The organism is uncultured Sphingomonas sp. (assembly GCF_913774285.1).
Lineage (GTDB): Bacteria > Pseudomonadota > Alphaproteobacteria > Sphingomonadales > Sphingomonadaceae > Sphingomonas.
Window position 1 is genome coordinate 180,431 of sequence record NZ_CAJYHX010000006.1, and the last position, 18,905, is coordinate 199,335.

Consider the following 18,905-nt stretch of genomic DNA (forward strand, 5'->3'; position numbering starts at 1 on the left):
CTGGCTTCCGCCCCCTCCGTCAGGCTAGGCCTGACACCTCCCCCTGGCGGGGGAGGATCGTAAAGGAGCCACATGTTCACCCACCGCCTCGCCCAGCCAGCCGACCTGGGAGCGCTGCGGGCGGTAATGTCCCGCGCGATCGCGCAGCTGCAGCACGGTTTCCTCACCCCCGAGCAGGTCGCCGCCAGCCACCGGGTGATGGGCCTCGACACCCAGCTGATCGCCGACCAGACCTATTTCCTCGTCGAGGACTAGGCCGGTACGATCGCCGGCTGCGGCGGCTGGTCCTATCGCGCGACCCTCTATGGCGGGGACACGAGCATCGTCGCGCGCGAACCCCAGCGTCTCGATCCGGCGCGCGACGCCGCCAAGATCCGGGCGATGTACACCGACCCGGCCTTTACCCGCCGCGGCATCGGCCGCCGTTTACTCGGTCTCTGCGAAGACGCCGCCCGCGCTGCCGGGTTCGTCCGCACCGAGATGATGGCGACCATGGCCGGCGTCCCCCTCTACGAAGCTTGCGGCTACCGCCCTATCGAGAGGATCCTGTCCGCCCCGATCGACGGGGTGCAGGTGCCGCTGGTGCGCATGGAAAGGACACTCTGAGGGCGCGGGTGGCCCCGCAAAATCCCCTAGGCGCCAAGCAATATCTCGCTAACCAAATCGTATCTAGAAGCAGTACAAATCCTCAAATTAGGCGCCCAACCCCAGCGCGCTCAACAATAAATGCATTTCTTAATAAAATGTTTCGGCACAAAACCATACCAGCCATCTCGCAATCTAGCAGACAACGGATTTATACGTAAGGTATCATCTTTCATTTCATTGCCGGATCATCCGCACACGCCCGTCCTATATTGATACTTGGTTGCCCATGGCGACGCAGGATCAACAAACGGGGTTGTCACGATGAAGATGAAGTTCCTGGCGGGCGCGGCGCTTTCGGCGCTGCTGTTTGCCACGCCGGCGCTTGCCCAGAGCACGCCGGGGGATCAGGCCGAGCTGGTCAAGCTGCTCAAGGCGCAGGCCGAAGAGATCGCCGCGCTGCGCGCGCGCCTCGACAAGATCGAAGGCAGCCAGGCCGCTGCGCCGGTCGCTCAAGCCGGTGCCCCGGCAGCGGCACCGCAGGCCGTGCAGGCCAGGCGCACCAACGTCGCCAACGACGAGACCGTCGCCGATTCCTTCGCGCCGCAGCTCGCCCCCGTCGGCCTCGCCGACCAGAGCGTGGCTCAGGCTCGTGCGGCCGCGAACGTCTCCAACGTCACCACCGAATGGCGCGGCGGCCTGCCGATCTTCCGTTCGGCAGACGGCAAGTTCCTGTTCAAGATGCGCGGCCGCATCATCAACCATGTCAGCTCGACCTTCGGCTCGAACTACGATGCCCGCAACATCACGACGACCGGCGCCCGCGCGCTGCGTATCGGTATCGAGGGCGCCGTCGGCCCGCACTTCTTCTATCAGTTCGAAAACGACTTCGCCGACAACACCTCGGACGTCGGCACGATGTTCGTCGGCTGGCGGGATGACGTGGGCAAGGTCTCCTACGACGTCCGCTTCGGCAACATGTTCAACGACCGCAGCTTCGAGGGCTCGAGCGGGTCGGACGCGCCGCCGTTCCTTGAGCGCAACGTCGTGGCGACCTCGATCATCCCGCAGCGCGGCTTCTACGGCATCGCGCTGATGCCGCGCCTGTTCTGGAAGACCGGCCACGCCTCGGTGACGATCAGCGGCGACAGCGTCGACGCGAGCCAGGCGATGAACGACAGCCGCACCGTGCTCGGCCGTGTGCACTGGAACCCGTTCAAGACCGATCGCTCGATCGTCCATGTCGGCCTGTGGGGCTTCGACGAGGCGCTGTCGTCGCGCAGCCCGGGCACGCTGACCCGCAACACCGTGATCGGCGGCCGCTTCAACGGCAACCTGCGCGTGCAGACCGGTGCGCTCACCGGCGGCACCGGCACCACCGGCTACGGCGCGGAACTGGGCGGTTATGCCGGCCCGTTCTGGGTGATGGGCGAAGCCGGCAAGCGCGTCGCGCATCTCAACGCCGGGCGTCCGGACTTCGAGAGCAAGGCATGGAGCTTGTCGACCGGCTTCTTCGTCACCGGTGACCTGCCGCCGTACAATCCGCGCCTCGGCACCTTCGCCCAGCCGCGTGTGCTGCGGCCGGTGTTCGACGGCGGCCCCGGTGCGATCGAGATCCTCGCCCGCTACGAGAACCTGGAATATTCGGGCATCCCGAACGCGACCAAGGGCAGCGCCGCGACGATCGGCACCAACTGGTATCTGGACAGCATCATTCGCCTCCAGCTGAACCTGATCAGCTGGAAGACCAACAATCGCGCCGGCTCCTTCACCGGCAAGGATAGCGGGCAGACGGTCAGCGCCGGTTTCGGCGTCACCTTCTGATCCGACGATCCACCGGCCGGCCGCCGCCCCCAGTGGGCAGCGGCCGGTTCGGTTCGACGCTTGCCCTGCCCTTGCGCCGCGCTTAGGTTCGCAGCGCTCAAGGGAGTTCTCGACATGGTCCACCGTCACCGCTGAAGCGGAAAACCACAGCCCGCGGTAACGCCGCGCCCCTGGACCCTGGTTTCGAGACTTTCATGCAACGACTGAACAACAAGACCTGCGTCGTCACCGGCGCAGCCCGCGGCATCGGCCGCGCCATCGCCGCTCGCTTCCACGAGGAAGGCGGTACGGTGATCCTCACCGATTGCGATACCCGAGCCGGCGCCGCGGCCGCAGCCGAGATCGGCTGCCGGTTCGAGGCGCTGGACGTCTGCGAGGAAGCCGACTGGGCCCGGCTGGCGGCGCGCGTCCCCGTAGCGGACGTTGTCGTCAACAACGCCGGCATCACCGGTTTCGAAGCCGGCATGATCGCCCACGACCCCGAACATGCCCGCCTGGAGGACTGGCGTGCCGTGCACCGCGTCAATCTGGACGGCACCTTTCTCGGCTGCCGCTATGCCATCGCCGCGATGAAGGCCGCTGGCACGGGATCGATCATCAACATCTCCTCGCGCTCGGGAATGGTCGGCATTCCCGGCGCGGCCGCCTATGCCTCGTCCAAGGCGGCGATCCGCAACCACAGCAAGAGCGTGGCGCTTTACTGCGCGCAGCAGGGCTGGAAGATCCGCTGCAACAGCATCCATCCCGCCGCCATTCTGACGCCGATGTGGGCGCCGATGCTGGGCGACGGGCCAGACCGGGAGGCGCGGATGCGGGCCTTTGTCGCGGATACGCCGCTGCGGCGGTTCGGGCTGGCCGAGGAAGTCGCAGCGGTCGCGGCGATGCTGGCTTCGGATGAGGCGACCTACATCACGGGCGCGGAGCTGCAGGTCGACGGCGGCCTGCTGGCGGGATCGGCGGCGTCGCCCGGCTGACGCTTGCCACGTGCGCTCCAATCGGCGATCCCCTGCCCGCGCCGCGCGCGCGGCAGGGGAGACGCACCGCATGACCACGCCCTTTTCACTCGTCGACGTGTTCCACGACGGCCCGTTCACCGGCAATCCGCTGGCGGTGGTGCGGGGCGGCGGCGACCTCGATACCGCGACGATGCAGGCCATCACCCGCTGGTTCAACCTGAGCGAGACGGTGTTCCTGCTGCCGCCGAGCGTGGCCGGTGCGGACTATCACGCGCGCATCTTCACGCTCGATCGCGAGCTGCCCTTTGCCGGCCACCCCACGCTCGGCGCCTGCCATGCCTGGCTGGCGGCGGGCGGCGTGCCCGCCGCGTCGGATAGAATCGTCCAGCAATGCGGCGCAGGACTGATCCCGCTCCGCCGCGATGCCGATCGGCTCGCTTTCGCGGCCCCGCCCTTGCTGCGAGGCGGCCCGGTGGATGCGGAGACGCGCGCCGGGCTGGCGCAGGCGCTGCGGATAGACCCGTCCGCGATCGTCGATGCCGCCTGGGCGGATAACGGCCCCGGCTGGATCGCCGTATTGCTGGAATCCGCCGAGGCGGTGCTGGCGGTCGAGCCGGTGCGCCACTCGGACGCGCGGATCGAGATCGGCCTGATCGGCGCGCATTCGGCCGGCGGGCCGGTCGACTGGGAGATCCGCACGATCTTCAGCGGCGCGTTCGGTGCGGTCATCGAGGATCCGGTGACCGGCAGCTTCAACGCCTCGGCGGCGCAGTGGCTCTATGAGAGCGGCCGCGTGACCGGCGGCTATGTCGCCGCGCAAGGTACCCGGCTCGATCGGCGCGGCCGCATCTTCGTCGACTATGATGCGGATGGACAGGCCTGGATCGGTGGCCGCAGCATGACCATCGCCGAAGGCACGCTCCCCGGCCTCAGCGCGCTCGCCTGACCAGCCGCGCGACCAGCGTGGTCGCGGTCACCTGGCCGGTGACGCTGGCGGTGGTGATGAACATGTCCGGGATTGCCGAAACCGCGATGTAGAGCGGGATCATCGCCAGCGGCGCACCGAGGATCTGCATGCCCGGCGCGTCGCAGGCGTAGAGGATCGCCGCCCCCGGCAGCCCTGGCGTGGCGATGCCCGCGATCACCGCGGATAGGCCGGCCAGCACCCATTGCACCGGCGAGGCGTGCACCCCCGCCGCATGCGCCGCCAGGAACACCTCGATCACGGTGACGCCGGTGGTCGCCAGCCGGAAGGTGGAGATGGCGAGCGGCAGCGTCGTCCCCGCCACTTCCTGCGGCAGCTGCAGGCCGTTCAGCGCGACGTCCATCGACACCGGCGCCGTCGCCATCGACGAGCAGGTGCCCGCCGCGGTCGCCTGGGCGGGCACGATTCCGCGCGCGAACCGGCCAAGCGGCATCGCCCGCAGCCCGAAAACCAGCAGATAGCACATGCCGATCGCGAGCAGGCAGAACAGGATCTCCGCCGCCACGTCGCGCGCGAGCACGCCCGCCACGCTCGCCCCCGCTGCCTTGCCCGCCCCCATCGCCAGCACGAAGATGCCGACCGGCGCGGCGAGCAGTATCCAGTCGACGATCCGCGTCATCGCCTTGGCCAGTTCGTCGATCACGCCTGCGAGGGCGTTGCCCTGCGTCCGCGCGATCGCCACGCCCAGCAGCACCGCGAACACCACCAAGGGCAGCATCGCGCCGCTGGCCGCCGCCGCGATCGGGTTTTCGGGGAGGATCGCGAGGATCTGTTCCGAGGCACTCGGGACATGCGGCACCGCCGGCGGCCCGGCGGTCAGCAAGCCCGCCAGCGGATCGGGGCCCAGCGGGAACAGCCACAGCACGATCTCCAGCGCCGCCCAGGCAAGCAGCGCGGCGAGCACCAGCATCGGCAGGAACACCGCGAAGCTGGTCGCGAGCAGCCGCCCGCCCTGGCCGTGGCGCACCGCGTTGACCACGCCGCTAACCACCAGCGCGAACACCAAGGGCACCAGCGTCATGGTCAGCGCGCGGATCCAGAAAGCACCGATCGGCGCGACCAGGTCGATCCACGGCACCAGGAACGCGCCTGCGGGCCAGCGCGCGGCAAAGCCGAGCAGCACTCCCGCCAGCAGCGCGCCGATCACCAGCGCCGTCTTCGCCATAGCCCGTCCCTTTCGTTATCCGGGGCGGCTGATGGCGGCAGCTTCAGGCATATGCCAGAGTCTTTTTCGGTCCGGAGCTCAGGCCAGGCGCGGTCGGGGACGCGTGACGAAGTCGGCAAGCGCCGAGACGCCGCCCACGACGACATGCGCCGCCAGCATCAGCGTAGCGACGAACAGCACCGCACCGGCGAGCCCGGCAGCGTCGCCGAGCAGCGCAACGATCAGCGGCGCGAGCAGCGCCTCGCGCGCGGGCACGAAGGGCAGGCGCGACATCATCATTCGCAGCGTGCCGACCAGGAACAGCGCCGCCACCGATACCGAAGGCAGCAGCAGCTTCCACAGCAGCGCGGTAAGCACCAGGCTGAGCAGGATGCGGGCGGTGTGGATGCCGATCGTCATTGCCAGCTGCCGCGGCGGCAGCGCGAAGACGAAGCGCCGGAAGAGAAAGATCGCCAGCGACGACAGCACGATCGTCGCGGTCGAGATCAGCAACGTGGTGAACAGCGTGCCCTTGGCCAGCCCCTGGACGATCGGCGCGTTGAGCACCAGCATCGCCAGCGTGACGAGATTGCCGGCCAGTGCCGAGGTGACCGCCACGTCGCGCAGCGTCTCGAACGGCCGGCCCTCGGGGCCCAGCGTCCGTCGCGCCCAGACATAGAGCTGCGCGTCGCCCGAATAGCCGAGCACCACTTCATTCGCGGCCTGTTTGCGCAGCAGCGCCGGGAAAGCGGCCGCACCCAGCCCCCAGATACGACGCAGGATCAGCCAGTCCATGAACGGCGACAGCACATAGGTGGCGACGAAGACCAGCCAGAACAGGGGATTGGTCGGCGTCTGGGTGAGGACGGTAAAGTCGATTCCGTCCAGCTGCCAGAACACCGCGATCAGGATGGCCGCGGAGAAGGCGAGGCCGATGATCGCGAGCAGCCGCTCCCGGGTGGTCGTCGAAAGCGATGCATAGGCGGCGCGTACCGCCGGCACGGGGAATTTCATGCGGGAACCTCTTGCTCCAGCGGCATCGGCCGGCTGGCGCCGCGCGCTTCCGCTGCGGCGACGAACAGCGCCAGATAATCCTGCGCCGAACGCTCGATGGTGAAGCGTCGCAGCGAGGCGAGCAGCGCCGGTCGATCGGGCGCGGCGCTGGGCGCCGTGCGGATCGCCTCGGCGAGCAGCGCCTCGTTCTGCGGCACAATGATGCCGAAGCGTCCCTGCCCGAGCAGGCTGCGCAGGCCGGCACCGCAATCGGTGGAGACGACGGCAAGGCCTGCGGCGAGCGCCTCGATCACCACCGCCGGCACGCCCTCGTAGCGCGAGGACATCAGCAGCACGTCATAGTCGTGCAGGTGCGCGGGGGCATCGGCGACATGGCCGGCAAAGCGGACGCGATCGGCTATGCCCAGGGATGCGGAGAGCGCCTCGAGCATGGCACGTTCGGCGCCGTCTCCGAAGATCGTCAGCGTTTCGCCCGGCTGCACCGCACGGGCGAAGGCGCGCAGCATCAGCGCAAAATGCTTCTGCGGCGCCAGCCGGCCGATCGCGACGAAGCGGCGCGGTCCGGCGGGGCGCGGGGCGCGCTCGGGCAACAGCTGCGTTGCGCAGATCGCCGGATCGTGAACGACATGCCCCCGCTGCGCCATCACCGGCGGCAATTCGGGCAGCATCGCCTCGTCCATCACCACCCAGCTGCGCGCGCACCGCGCCTGGATGCGCAGCCAGGCGCGCCAGAAGAAACGGCCAAGCGGATTGAGGTCGCGCCGCGCGAGATCGTTGCTGACCTTGACCACGATCGGCGGGCAGCGCCGCCCGAGCAGCAGCGTCATTGCCACGGCAACGATCGTGTAGGTGGAGCCGGCGACGAACAGGACGTCGGGGCGCAGCCGGCGGATCGCGGCCGGCAGCGTGAGGATCATCCACAGCGTTTCCCAGCCGCCCTGGTGCCGCCGCGGCTGGCGCGGCATATCATAGCGGATGTCCGCGAACTCGTCGCGCATCGCCCCGTCTTCGCGGCCGAGGAACAAGGGCGCGTCCACTCCCATCGCACGCCAGTGCCGGACGAGTCGCAGTGCCACGCGCTCCACGCCGCCCGGCGCGAAACTGTGGAGAAAGGTGAGGACGCGGATTCGTCCGCTGCTATAATGTGGCGACAATCGCGGATCCCCTTGCCATCGTTGCGATCGTCTCGCCAGCTTGCCAGCTTTTGTTCGCGCCTGGCACGCCGGATCAACCAGCATGCTCCGAATGGTCGAAACAAGCCCGCAGAATGTTCAGCGAAAACAATCCACATCGATAAGACGATGCCGATGGGCCGGACCCGCACCAAGATCGAAAAATTTTTCTGCCAATCCGCGCGCGCCGCTTGTACCTGCGTGCGATACGCCGGAACGCCTCTCGCGCCAAGGTCCCGCATCAGCAGCGCCGCATTGGTTCCAGGCTGCGGCTGCTCCCCCTCCCCGCGACCGTAGCGACGAGCGCCATGGTGACAGCGACAATCTTCTTGCCGCCATCGATGTGCTGCCTGACCATGACGATCGAGCACGAACTACGCCATGCTCCATGGCACAACCGAGCGACTTTCCACGAACCCCTTGATTCACCCGATCAGCGGATTCCGGCGCGGTTCTGTACCAGCGCGACAAACCCCGCATGCGCGACGAAAGCGATTGTGTTCTGAAAGCAAAAAACCCCGCCAAGCCAAGGGCTCAGCGGGGTCTTTGATGGTGGGCGCGGCAAGGATTGAACTTGCGACCCCTGCGATGTCAACACAGTGCTCTACCACTGAGCTACGCGCCCGAAACTCGGGAAGCGCGCCTCTAGCGGGGGTCCGCCCCCCGCGCAAGCGCTAATTTCAATTTTGCCCCACATTCTCCGATTCGAACATGCGGTCCACTTCCAGCACCAGGTCGCGCAGGTGGAACGGCTTGGAGAGCACGCGCGCCTGCGGCACCTGCTTGCCGGCGCGCAGCGTCACCGCGGCGAAGCCGGTGATGAACATCACCCGCATCTCGGGCGCGATCTCCGCAGCACGCTGGGCGAGCTCGATCCCGTCCATCTCGGGCATGACGATGTCGGTCAGCAGCAGGTCGAATCGCTCGGTCTCGAGCAGCGGCACCGCCGCCGTGCCGCGATCGACGGCGCTGACCGCATAGCCCGAACGCTCCAGCGCGCGGGTGAGGTATTCGCGCATCACGCGGTCGTCCTCGGCCAGCAGAATCCGGATCATCTTCACCCCTTAGGTACCAACCGCCCGCTCCTTATGCGGCAAGGCCTTAAGATTTTCCAGCCGCCGCAACCCTATCATTTGCCCGCACGGGCGCACCGGCCTAGGCTGGCGGGGTGACTAGCGCCGCCAGCTTCGATCGCCATGGGCCTGTTCCGCCGGGAAGCCCCGTGGTGCTCTCCGCTCCCCATGGCGGGCGCGACTATCCGGAGTCGCTTCTCGCGGCTCTGCGCGTCTCGCCCACCGTGCTGCGCGCGCTGGAGGACCGCCATGTCGACTCGCTGGCCTTGGGCGCACGGCGCGACGAGACGCTGTTCGTCGCCACCCGCGCCCGCGCCTGGATCGATCTCAACCGCGCCGAGCACGAGCGCGATCCCCAGATCGACGAGGGTGCGCATCTGCTCGGCCGGCCGCTCTCGGCCAAGGTACGCAGCGGGCTGGGGTTAATACCGCGGCGGGTCGGCACGCTCGGCCAGCTCTGGCGCGGGCGCTTCGCTGCTGAGGACGTGACGGCGCGCATCCATGCCGACCACCGTCCCTATCATCTCGCGCTGGGCGAAGCACTGGCCGCGGCGCGGGCGCGCTTCGGAATCGCACTGCTGCTCGACATCCATTCGATGCCGCCGCTGGGATCGCCCGAGAGCGCGCCGCGACTGGTGATCGGCGACCGCTTCGGCCGCGCCGCCGCCGCGCGCTTCGGGGCGCGGGTGGAGGCAGTGGCGCGGCAGCACGGCATCGCGGTCGCCGCCAACACGCCCTATGCCGGCGGCCATATCCTCGAACGCCACGGCGACCCGCGCCGCGGCGTGCATGCGCTGCAGCTCGAAATAGATCGATCACTCTATCTGGATGCGGCGCTGGACGCCCTCGGCCCGGGTGCCGAGGCGGTGACCGCGCTGCTGCGCGCGATCATCGACGCGCTGGCCGACGAGACCCTGCCCGGCGCGCTCGCCGCCGAGTGAAACGCCCATAAAAAAACCACCCCGTGGTTACCCACGAGGTGGCCAAGGTTCAGGGAGGAGACACGCCCGAAGGCGCGTCGCACGGCATCGCGAAAGGGGGGACACGAGCCGTACCTACAAGATATAGAGAGCAGGCGACCGAGTTCAAGGCAACTCATCGCAGAAGTTCTTCGATTGAACGGCGGGGAGGTTTTTGAGGCCACGAGGACCGGAGATGCCCGATTAACCGGGGACATCTAAGCCCCTCCCCTTCGGGGGAGGGGTTTGGGTGGGGCCGTCTCTCGCAGAAACCAGATGGTCTGGAATCCCTCCACCCCCAAACCCCTCCTCCAAGGAGGAGGGGCTTAAAGAAATGCCGGGGGCCGAACGCCCCCGGCAAAAATCAGCCGACCAGCTGGACCTCGGGCTGCCAGCCCGAGCGCATCTGGCGGGCGAACAGCTCGCGCATCTGCGCCAGCGAGAAGAGGTGCGCGTAGATCAGCGGCAGCATGCCGTTCTGGACGATCTTGCGCAGCTGGTCGCCGCGCATCTCGTTCAGCTTGTTCTCGTCGACCATCATGAAGCCGCGGTAGATGAAGGGCTGCGCGGCGCCGTCCGGCTGGATCGAGACTTCGCCGTCGATCAGCAGGTTCATGTCCTTCAGCTCGCGCATGAACTGGCTGGTGCGGGCACCAGCGGTCTCGAACTGCTCGTTGAACTGCAGGATGTTCTTGGTGATCTCGCTCGGCTCGCCATTCTCGAACAGGGCCTCGCCCTCCTCGAACTTGCCGATCACGTCCGAGGTCGGATCGAAGCAGAGCGACAGCTCGTCGCTTTCCGGGCGCAGGCGCGCGAGGAGGAACGGATAGCGGCGGATATAGGCCGGCACGTAGAAGTTCGGGTCGACCAGCTTGCCTTCGGCGTCGAAGAAAGTGTTCACGCCTTCGTTCAGGCCCATCAGCGCCAGCGGTACAGGATCCTCGCCCACCGAGAAGACGATCGGCATGAAGCGTTGCACCAGCGGGAATTCCTCGACGGTCACCGGCACCGCGTGCTGGTTGGCGAGGAACGGCGCGCGGTCGGTCGAACGCGAGCGGAAATCGGCATGGACCTGGCTCGAAAGCGGCTCGAGCTGATTGTAGAACAAGGGAAGCGACTGCTGCGGCGCGCTGGCCATGAGGATCTCCTGAGAACTTTTTTCGTCGAAAGGCGTTTCAACCGGCCCGCGGTCTATGTGCTGGCGATGGTCGGCGCAAGCGCGACCAGCTTTCCCGGATTCAGAATCAGCTTGGGATCGAGCGCCGTCTTGATCGCGCGCAGCGTCGCCATCCGCGCCGGGGGCGACAGGCGCGCAAGTTCGTCGCGCTTCATCTGGCCAATGCCATGCTCGGCCGAGATCGATCCACCCGCCGCGACCACCATGTCGTGCACCAGGCAGGTGATCCGAGGCCCGTCCTCCGCATACCAGCGATCGCGATCGACACCCTTGGGTGCGCGGACGTGGAAATGGACGTTGCCGTCGCCCAGATGCCCATAGGCGATTGCATGGGTGCCCGGGAAGCGCGCCTCGGCCTCTGTCCCGCCTTCCACCATGAAGCGGGGCATGTCCTCGACGGGCACCGAGATATCATGCTGCACCGCTGGCCCAGCCGAACGCTCGGCTTCGGAGATCGAATGGCGGATGCGCCAGAAGCTTTCAGCCTGCGCTTCGCTCGCGGCGATCACCGCGTCCTGGGCGAGTCCTGCCTCAAAGGCCTGGGCCAGCATCCGCTCCAACACCGTCGCCGGTGCCTCGGCGGCGGGGTCGCTGGTCACCGCTTCGATCAGCACGTGCCAGCGATGTGCGCCGCCAAGCGGCAGCCGCGTGCCGGGCACATGCTCGAGCACCAGCGCGACGGTATCGTCGGGCATGATCTCGAAGCTTTCGATCATGTCGGTCGCGGCCTGCAGCCGGCGCAGCAGGGTGAGTGCCTTGGCGGGGCTTTCCAGCCCTACCCAGGCCACCGCCCGCGCCGCGGCGGCCGGCACCAGCCGCAGCGTCGCGGCGGTGACGATGCCGAGCGTCCCCTCGGCACCGACCAGCAGCTGGTTGAGGTCGTAGCCGCGATTGTCCTTCTTCAGCGCCGACAGCCCGTCATGCACCGAACCGTCGGGCAGCACCGCCTCCACGCCCGCGACCAGCGCGCGCATCGTCCCGAAGCGCAGCACCTGCACGCCGCCCGCGTTGGTCGAGACAAGCCCGCCGATCGTGGCACTCCCCCGCGCGCCGAGATCGAGCGGGAAGCGCCGCCCGGCCACCTCGGCCGCATCGCGGAAGGTGCCGAGAATCACCCCCGCTTCCGCCACGGCGAGGTTTGCGTCCGCATCCATGCGGCGGATGCGGTTCATTCGACGCGTCGAGAGCAGCAGCGCCGATCCGTCCGCGGGCGGGATCGCGCCACCAACCATGCCGGTATTGCCCCCCTGCGGCACCAGCGCGACGCCGAGATCATTGGCGAGCGCCACCAGCGCGCTGACCTCCTCCGTCGAGGCCGGGGACAGGATCGCGGGTGCCGCGCCATGGTAGCGCCGGCGCCAATCGGTGAGCCAAGGCTCGATGTCCTGCGGATCGGTAGTGACCGCCTTGGGGCCGAAGCGTTCGGCGGCGAAGGCAGTGATGCGCTGCTGCTCGAGAGTCATCATGATGGTTGCGCACTAGCATGGCGTGCGGCAGTTCATCCACCGTTCAAGCCGATGTATCTACCGTCCCGCCCCACCATGTTGAAACTGCCGATCGCCGCTGCCGGCCTTGCGCTGCTGCTCGCCGCCCCCGCGGCGCGCCCGGCCATGGCCGTCGACGCCGCTATTGCGCCGTCCTTTCAGCAGCATGTCTCGATCCACGTGCCCCGCATGACGGTGACCACCACGACGATCGTCGTACGCGAATCCCCGGCGGTGATCGAGCGCCGCGCGAAAAGCTGCGTCGATGTCGGCCGCATCCAGGGCTTCACCGTCAACGCCGCCGACAGCGTCGACCTCATCCTCGAGGACGGATCGCTGCTCCGCGCCAAGCTCGGCGCCGAATGCCCGGCGCTCGGCTTCTATTCGGGCGCCTATCTGAAGCCGACAAAGGACAGCAAATTCTGCGCCGGACGTGATGCGCTGCGTTCCAGATCGGGTAGAACCTGCCCCGTTCAGGCGTTCAAGAACCTCGTTCGCGCACGGTGAAGCTTGACTTTTGCGGCTGAATCCGCAAGCGCCATGGCTTCTGTAAAGGTGCATAGCAACGCGCCCTATTTCCGGACATATGCATGAGCTTTGCCGACCTCGGCCTTTCTGACGACCTTCTCCGCGCGGTGACCGACGCCGGCTATACAGAGCCGACTCCGATCCAGCGCCAGGCGATCCCGTCGGTGCTGATGGGCAAGGACCTGATCGGCATCGCCCAGACGGGCACCGGAAAGACCGCCGCCTTCGTGCTACCGATGATCGACGTGCTCGGCGAAGGGCGCACCCGCGCGCTGATGCCGCGCTCGCTGATCCTCGAGCCGACGCGCGAACTGGCCGCGCAGGTCGCCGAGAATTTCGAGAAATACGGCGTCAACCACAAGCTCTCGATGGCGTTGCTGATCGGCGGCGTGCAGATGGGCGACCAGGTCAAGGCGCTGGAAAAGGGCGTCGACGTCCTCATCGCCACGCCGGGCCGGCTGATGGACCTCTATGGCCGCGGCAAGATCCTGCTCACCGGCTGCAGCCTGCTGGTGATCGACGAGGCGGACCGGATGCTCGACATGGGGTTCATCCCCGATATCGAGGAAATCTGCACCAAGCTGCCCAAGGTGCGCCAGACGCTGCTCTTCTCTGCGACGATGCCGCCGCCGATCAAGAAGCTGGCCGATCGCTTCCTCTCCGATCCCAAGACGATCGAAGTGGCGCGCCCCGCCAGCACCAACACCAACATCACCCAGCGCATCGTCCAGGTGCCGGCCACCGCGCATGTGAAGCGCCAGGTGCTACGCCGCCTGCTGCAGCAGGATGAAGTGTCCAACGCGATCATCTTTTGCAACCGCAAGACGACCGTGCGCGACCTGAACAAGAGCCTGAAGAAGCACGGCTTCCGCTCGGCCGAGATCCATGGCGACATGGACCAGTCGGCCCGCATCGCCGAGCTAGACCGGTTCAAGAACGGCGACGTCAACATCCTCGTCGCCTCGGATGTCGCCGCGCGCGGCATCGACGTGAAGGGCGTGAGCCACGTCTTCAACTTCGACGCCCCCTGGCACCCGGACGATTATGTCCACCGGATCGGCCGCACCGGCCGCGGCGGCGCGACTGGCATCGCCTACACGTTGGTGACGCCCGAGGATGCCGAGAACATCGTCGAGATCGAAAAGCTGACCGGCCACAAGATCGAGCGCGTACCGAGCCCCGTCGCGGTCGACGGTGCCGACGACGCGCCGGCGCCGAAGCGCACCCGCGGCGGCAAGCGCGACACCAAGAAGGCCGAGCCGCGGCGCGAGGAAGCCGCAGCAGAAGCGCCGGCCAAGCCCAGGTCGCGCCGCGCTGCCGCGGCCCGCGAGGAAGCAGCTGCAGCGCCCGCGCCGCGCGAGGAAAGCCGCGCCCGTCCGCAGCGCGAGGAGCGCCCGGCCCGTGACGAGCGTCCGGCGCGCGAAGAGCGTCCCGTCCGCGAGGAGCGCCCGGTCCGCGACGAGCGGCCTGCCCGCGACGATCGCCGCCGCCGCCGCGACCAGGATGATGGCCCGGACGACGGCTGGAACGGCCCGATCCCGGACTTCCTCAACTACACGATCGACGCCTGAGTTCGTGCGCGGGTGCGGCACAGCCGCCCCGCCCGACCAGCCCGGCCAGCAGCCACGCGTCAGGCCACGCCGCCTAGAACTTGGCCCCCGCCCGGATGCCGATCGTCCTGGGCGCGATCGGCACGATATAGGTCCGCTGCCCGCAGGAGCCGCACTGCTGGAAGCGCGAAAGCTGGCCGCGCTCGTCGGTGAGGTTGGTGGCGAACAGCTCGATGTTGAACCGTTCGAAGTTCACGCCGGCGGCAAGTCCGACGGTGGTGAACGCCGCCAGCCGACCGAGCTGCTCGGCCGGACTGACGATCGCCCCCGTTCCCGTCTGAAGAATCGCCGTGCGGATATCCGACGCGGCCGAGCTCTGATGCGACACCGTTGCCTGGCCATAGGCTTTGGCGCTCCCCACCGGCACCGTGTAGCGGGCGGTGCCGCTCAGCTTGACCTGCGGGGTAATCGGCAGGCGCGTCCCCTTGGGTGCGGACACGAGGTTGTCCGGCCCGGCACAGGTGAAGCTGGGATCATCGAACAGGCAGAGATTCCGGGTCGTCTTGGCATCGGTATAGCTGCCAGCAGCCGTCAGCGAGAGACCGCCGCGGGTGAAGGCCGCATCCGCCTCCACGCCGCGGATCCGAGCGTTCGGGCCATTGTGGATCTCGGTGAAGCTGTTCGCGCCGAGGAAGGAGAATTGGAACTTGTTCCAGTCCTGCTGATAGACCGCCGCGTTCAGCCGCAGTGCACCGTCCAGCCAGGTCGTCTTCGCGCCCAGCTCGTAGTTGGTGAGGTAATCCGCCTGATAGGGCGCTACGTCGACGCGGCGGTTGATGCCGCCGGGCCTGAAACCGCGCGAGACGGTGCCGTAGACCAGGACGCCCTGTACCGGCTTCCAGCTGAGGTTGAAGCGATAGGTCGCCCCCTGCCCCTGCGCACGCACCGGCAGCAGCCCGGCACCGCGCGCATAGACCGCGAGGTTGGTGCAAGGCCCGCCCGCCACCGCCGCCGGCAGCAGCGTCGTGCTCGCCCCCGCATCGACCGCGTCGCGCAGGCGCATCCCGTCGGTGGTGAAGCACTGCGCCACGCCGGTACGCGAGCTGCCCGCGCCGTTATAGGGCGTCGCGCTGAACCGGTCGGCGGGATTGCGGCCGAAGCCGAAGAACCCGATCAGCGTGTTGTCGTAGATGAAGGCGCGGCCGCCTGCCGTTGCCGTCAGCGTGTCGGTCAGGTCGTAGCTGACCTCGCCGAACGCGGCATAGTCGCGGTCGACGCGGTGCTGCTGGGTAAGCCACAGCGTGCCCGGATGGCCGTTGACCGACAGGTCGTCCGCGAGCCCTGTCACCCGATAATCCTGGTGGATGTCGTTCGACTGGCGCTGGTAGAACAGCCCCGCGACGAGCCGCAGCCGATCGCTCGACGGCGAGGCGATCCGCAGTTCCTGACTCAGCTTCTTGAAATGATCGGTGGCGACGATGCGCTGGCGCGGGTCGATCGGGTTGCCGGCATTGTCGGAGAAGTAGAAATAGCCCGCAAGCCCGCCGACCGAGGAATAGAGCGAGTCATAGGCCTCGGCATAATCGGTATAGTCGCTCGACTGGGCGGCGCGCCGGTCGAGATAGGCGCTGGCATAGGTGAGGTCCCAATTGCCCAGCTTGCCCTCGATCGTCAGCGCCGCCTGGAGGAAGCGATCGCGGCGATATTCGGGGAAGAAGTGCTGGACCTGCAGGTCGCCGACCTTGGGATCATAGCCATAGGCCCCGTGGCTGCGCGTTTCCTGGTAGATCGCAGCAGGCGTGACGGTCCAGTTCTCGTCGAGGTCCACCTTCAGCGCGGCGCGGCCGCCCCAGATATCGGTGTCGTTATAGTCCTTCTTCACGAAGGCCTTGTTGTCGACGACCACCCCGCCCTTGGTGGCGGTGCAGGCGGTGCCGGTCGGCTCGGGCAGGAAGCTGCGGCAGCCGGCGACATTGTCGATATAGCCCGCGTCATGCTGGTAGAAGCCGACCAAGCGCAGCGCCGCCATCTCGTTGATCGGCAGGTTGAGCATGCCTTCCAGCTTGCCGCCGGTGCCGCCCTTGTTGACCGTGTTCACCTCGCCGTCGACGCGGCCATAGGTGCCCCTGTGGTCGGGCTGGTTGGTGATGATGCGGATCGTGCCCGCTTCCGACGAGGCGCCATAGAGCGTGCCCTGCGGCCCCGACAGGCTCTCGATCCGGGCGATGTCGTAGACATGGACGTCGAGATTGCCGCCGATCGTGGTGACCGGCTGCTCGTCGAGATAGACGCCCACCGAGGGCAGCGAGCCCGAATGGTTGCCGTCGCCCCCCGAGGCGACGCCGCGCATATAGACGACGTTGGTGCCCGGCGTGCCGCCCAGCGCCTGGAACGAGACCGAGGGCAGCTGCTGGACGTAATCGGTGAAGTTGCTGACGTTCAGCTCGTCCAGCTTCTGCGTGCTCAGCGCCTGGATGCTGAGGGGAACGTTCTGCAGGCTCTCGCTGCGCTTCTGCGCCGTGACGACGATGTCGTTCGAGTCGGTGGTCGTCGGCGGGGCGTCGGCCTGTTGCTGGGCGAGCGCCGGCGCCGCGGCGAGCATGGTGGACGCGAGCAGCAGCGAACGGACGACGCACCGGTTGAGCGGCATGGAAGACCCCCAGATTGTTGCGTCGCAGCGTCCTGCGCAACGATCTTTCGGTCAAGCATGCGAAGGTTAGCGCAGCAGTTCGCGCAAGGATTGTTCGCTTCGTGTGACAATTGAGCAACGAAGCAGATGCACCGTCACTTGGCGGGAAATGCCGGCACCTCGGGATAGACCGCCAGCACGTCGCCCAGCGCGGCCTTGAGCGGATCGAGCCAGGGCTCGAACGGCTTCCAGCCTTCGACGCCGTCGCGGAAGATCGGGCGGCGCACCTGTTCGGAGCTGGCGGTGCGCACCGCACGCTCGGTTTCGTAGAAGGCGAGGCAGCCCGGCTCGAAGTCGAGCCCGCAGGCGGCGAGCAGCGCGCGGACCTGCGCCTCGGTATCCTCGACCATGGCCTCGTAGAAAACCCGGTGGACGCGACCGGGCGCGACCGCATCGACATGCGCCATCAGCCGCACATAATCGGCGTAATAGCGGCCCATGTCCTCCAGCGCATAGCTGAAGCCCTGCCCGCGGGCGAAGTGCTGCTTGAAGTTGGAGAAGCAGCAGCCGAGCGGGTGGCGCCGCGCGTCGATGATCCTGGCGTTGGGCAGCGCCAGCAGGATCAGCGGCACATGCGCCCAGTTGTTGGGCAGCTTGTCGATGAAGAAGGGACGATCGGTGCGCCGCTGGATCCGCGTGCGGCGGAGATAGGCCTCGCCGATTGCCCGGAGCTGTTCGCCCGAGAGGTCCGCCAGGCCGGCGGGATAGCCGGCGATGTCGCGCGCGAGCACCGGCAGGTCGGCGAGCTCGGCGGTGCCTTCGACCAGGCTGTGGCTCGACAGGATCTGCTCGACCAGCGTCGATCCGGCGCGCGGCATGCCGAGGATGAAGATCGGGTCGGGCGCGGGGCACCCCTGCCCTTCGCGCGCCGCCAGCAGCGCGGGGGTACAGTGCGCGATATGGGCATCGACCAGCCGCGTCGTGTCCTCGGCGGCATAGCGGAGCGACTTGCGGCGGAGCGCATTGCCGGCGGCATAGTGTGCGAAGGCGGGGGCGGCCTGCCCGCGCTCCTCCAGCGCCTTGCCCAGCGCGAAATCGAGGTGGAAGCGGTCCTCCTCGGCGAGGTCGCCGCCGGTCAGCGCGGCTTGCATCGTGGCGAGGTCGGCGTCGTCGAAGCGGACGGTCTTGAGGTTGGCGAGGCTCCACCACGCTTCGCCCAGCGCGGGCAGCAGCGCGATGGCCCGGCGATAGGCGGCCACCGCATCGGCCTGGCGCCCCACGGTCTTGAGCATATGGCCGTAGCTCATCCACACCCGCGGCTGGTTCGGCGCCTGGTCGAGCACGCGCTCGTAGAGGCCGATCGCGGCGTCGAAGTCGCCAAGGCGCGCGTTGGCCGCCGCCTGGAGATTGGTATGGGTGGGGTTGTCCGGCTCGTCGACAAGCACACGGTCGAGCTCGGCCAATGCCTCGACCGGACGGTTGAGCCGGTACAGCACCAGCGCGAGGTTGGCGCGCGCCGGGGTGAAGCCGGGCGCCAGCGCCACCGCGCGGCGCAGCAGCGACTCGGCATCCCGGTAGCGGCCGATCCGCCCGGCCAGTTCGGCGAACATCCGGATCGCGGCGACGTCGAACGGATCGTCCTTCAGATGCGCGCGCAGCAGCGGCTCGGCGAGGTGCAGCTGATTGTCGTGCAACGCCAGCGCCGCCTCGATCAGCCGCGGCGGATAGCGCCCTGCGGTCGCGATCCAGCTTGTTGCCTTGGTTGCCGCCCCCTGTTCGGTGCGCTCGTGCTGCATCCCGTCCCCGCTCACCGCGCAAGCATCGG

The 18,905-nt window shown here is 67.9% G+C and carries 14 protein-coding genes, 1 tRNA gene and 1 pseudogene; 7 read left to right on the forward strand and 9 right to left on the reverse strand.

The features are described from left to right. Positions 1-72: 72 nt before the first annotated feature. From QZ670_RS02660 to QZ670_RS02675, 4 genes and pseudogenes are all read left to right on the forward strand, one after another. Positions 73-606 (forward strand): annotated as a pseudogene (locus QZ670_RS02660) (GNAT family N-acetyltransferase). Between the two features lie 303 nt (positions 607-909). Continuing rightward, the gene (locus QZ670_RS02665) at positions 910-2,409 is read left to right on the forward strand and encodes a porin (protein WP_294251784.1); all 1,500 of its coding nucleotides are present in this window, start codon (positions 910-912) and stop codon (positions 2,407-2,409) included. A 194-nt stretch (positions 2,410-2,603) separates the two neighbouring features. Next, entirely contained in the window at positions 2,604-3,383 is a 780-nt protein-coding gene (locus QZ670_RS02670; protein WP_294251786.1) for an SDR family oxidoreductase, read from the forward strand. 70 nt (positions 3,384-3,453) lie between these two features. Next, positions 3,454-4,311 carry a PhzF family phenazine biosynthesis protein gene (locus QZ670_RS02675; protein WP_294251788.1) on the forward strand — a complete coding sequence of 286 codons (858 nt, stop codon included), beginning with the start codon at positions 3,454-3,456 and terminating at the stop codon, positions 4,309-4,311. On the opposite strand, the gene QZ670_RS02680 is transcribed toward QZ670_RS02675, so the two are convergent. The 5 genes from QZ670_RS02680 to cpdR all read right to left on the reverse strand — a co-directional run bounded on the left by QZ670_RS02680 (position 4,295) and on the right by cpdR (position 8,735). Then, complete coding sequence (locus QZ670_RS02680) at positions 4,295-5,515, reverse strand: cation:dicarboxylase symporter family transporter (RefSeq protein ID WP_294251791.1); 1,221 nt, start codon at positions 5,513-5,515, stop codon at positions 4,295-4,297. The two genes, QZ670_RS02675 and QZ670_RS02680, sit on opposite strands and share 17 nt — an antisense overlap. A 78-nt stretch (positions 5,516-5,593) precedes the next feature. Beyond that, entirely contained in the window at positions 5,594-6,508 is a 915-nt protein-coding gene (locus tag QZ670_RS02685) for a hypothetical protein (RefSeq protein WP_294251796.1), read from the reverse strand. Next, positions 6,505-7,662: a glycosyltransferase gene (locus QZ670_RS02690; RefSeq protein ID WP_294251799.1), complete on the reverse strand. Its 1,158-nt coding sequence runs from the start codon at positions 7,660-7,662 to the stop codon at positions 6,505-6,507. The genes QZ670_RS02685 and QZ670_RS02690 overlap by 4 nt, the downstream gene beginning before the upstream one ends. A 568-nt stretch (positions 7,663-8,230) precedes the next feature. Further along, positions 8,231-8,305, reverse strand: a tRNA-Val gene (locus tag QZ670_RS02695). A 55-nt stretch (positions 8,306-8,360) separates the two neighbouring features. Beyond that, on the reverse strand, positions 8,361-8,735 hold the full coding sequence (gene cpdR, locus QZ670_RS02700; RefSeq protein ID WP_084583107.1) for a cell cycle two-component system response regulator CpdR: 375 nt from the start codon (positions 8,733-8,735) through the stop codon (positions 8,361-8,363). 113 nt (positions 8,736-8,848) lie between these two features. Between cpdR and QZ670_RS02705 the strand changes: the two genes are divergently transcribed. Beyond that, positions 8,849-9,694, forward strand: coding sequence for an N-formylglutamate amidohydrolase (locus QZ670_RS02705; protein WP_294251803.1), 846 nt, complete (start codon positions 8,849-8,851; stop codon positions 9,692-9,694). Positions 9,695-10,076: 382 nt separating this feature from the next. On the opposite strand, the gene QZ670_RS02710 is transcribed toward QZ670_RS02705, so the two are convergent. Next, positions 10,077-10,850, reverse strand: a complete 774-nt coding sequence (locus tag QZ670_RS02710; protein ID WP_093298056.1) for a SapC family protein — start codon at positions 10,848-10,850, stop codon at positions 10,077-10,079. A 53-nt stretch (positions 10,851-10,903) separates the two neighbouring features. Further along, a complete protein-coding gene (locus QZ670_RS02715; protein WP_294251804.1) occupies positions 10,904-12,355 on the reverse strand; it encodes an FAD-binding oxidoreductase in 1,452 nt (483 codons plus the stop codon). Between the two features lie 75 nt (positions 12,356-12,430). Between QZ670_RS02715 and QZ670_RS02720 the strand changes: the two genes are divergently transcribed. Further along, positions 12,431-12,880 carry a hypothetical protein gene (locus QZ670_RS02720; protein WP_294251807.1) on the forward strand — a complete coding sequence of 150 codons (450 nt, stop codon included), beginning with the start codon at positions 12,431-12,433 and terminating at the stop codon, positions 12,878-12,880. Between the two features lie 83 nt (positions 12,881-12,963). Then, positions 12,964-14,472, forward strand: a complete 1,509-nt coding sequence (locus QZ670_RS02725) for a DEAD/DEAH box helicase (protein ID WP_294251810.1) — start codon at positions 12,964-12,966, stop codon at positions 14,470-14,472. 73 nt (positions 14,473-14,545) lie between these two features. On the opposite strand, the gene QZ670_RS02730 is transcribed toward QZ670_RS02725, so the two are convergent. Then, entirely contained in the window at positions 14,546-17,101 is a 2,556-nt protein-coding gene (locus tag QZ670_RS02730; protein ID WP_294251814.1) for a TonB-dependent receptor, read from the reverse strand. Positions 17,102-17,235: 134 nt separating this feature from the next. Beyond that, positions 17,236-18,876 carry a sulfotransferase gene (locus tag QZ670_RS02735; RefSeq protein ID WP_294251977.1) on the reverse strand — a complete coding sequence of 547 codons (1,641 nt, stop codon included), beginning with the start codon at positions 18,874-18,876 and terminating at the stop codon, positions 17,236-17,238. Positions 18,877-18,905: the final 29 nt, after the last annotated feature.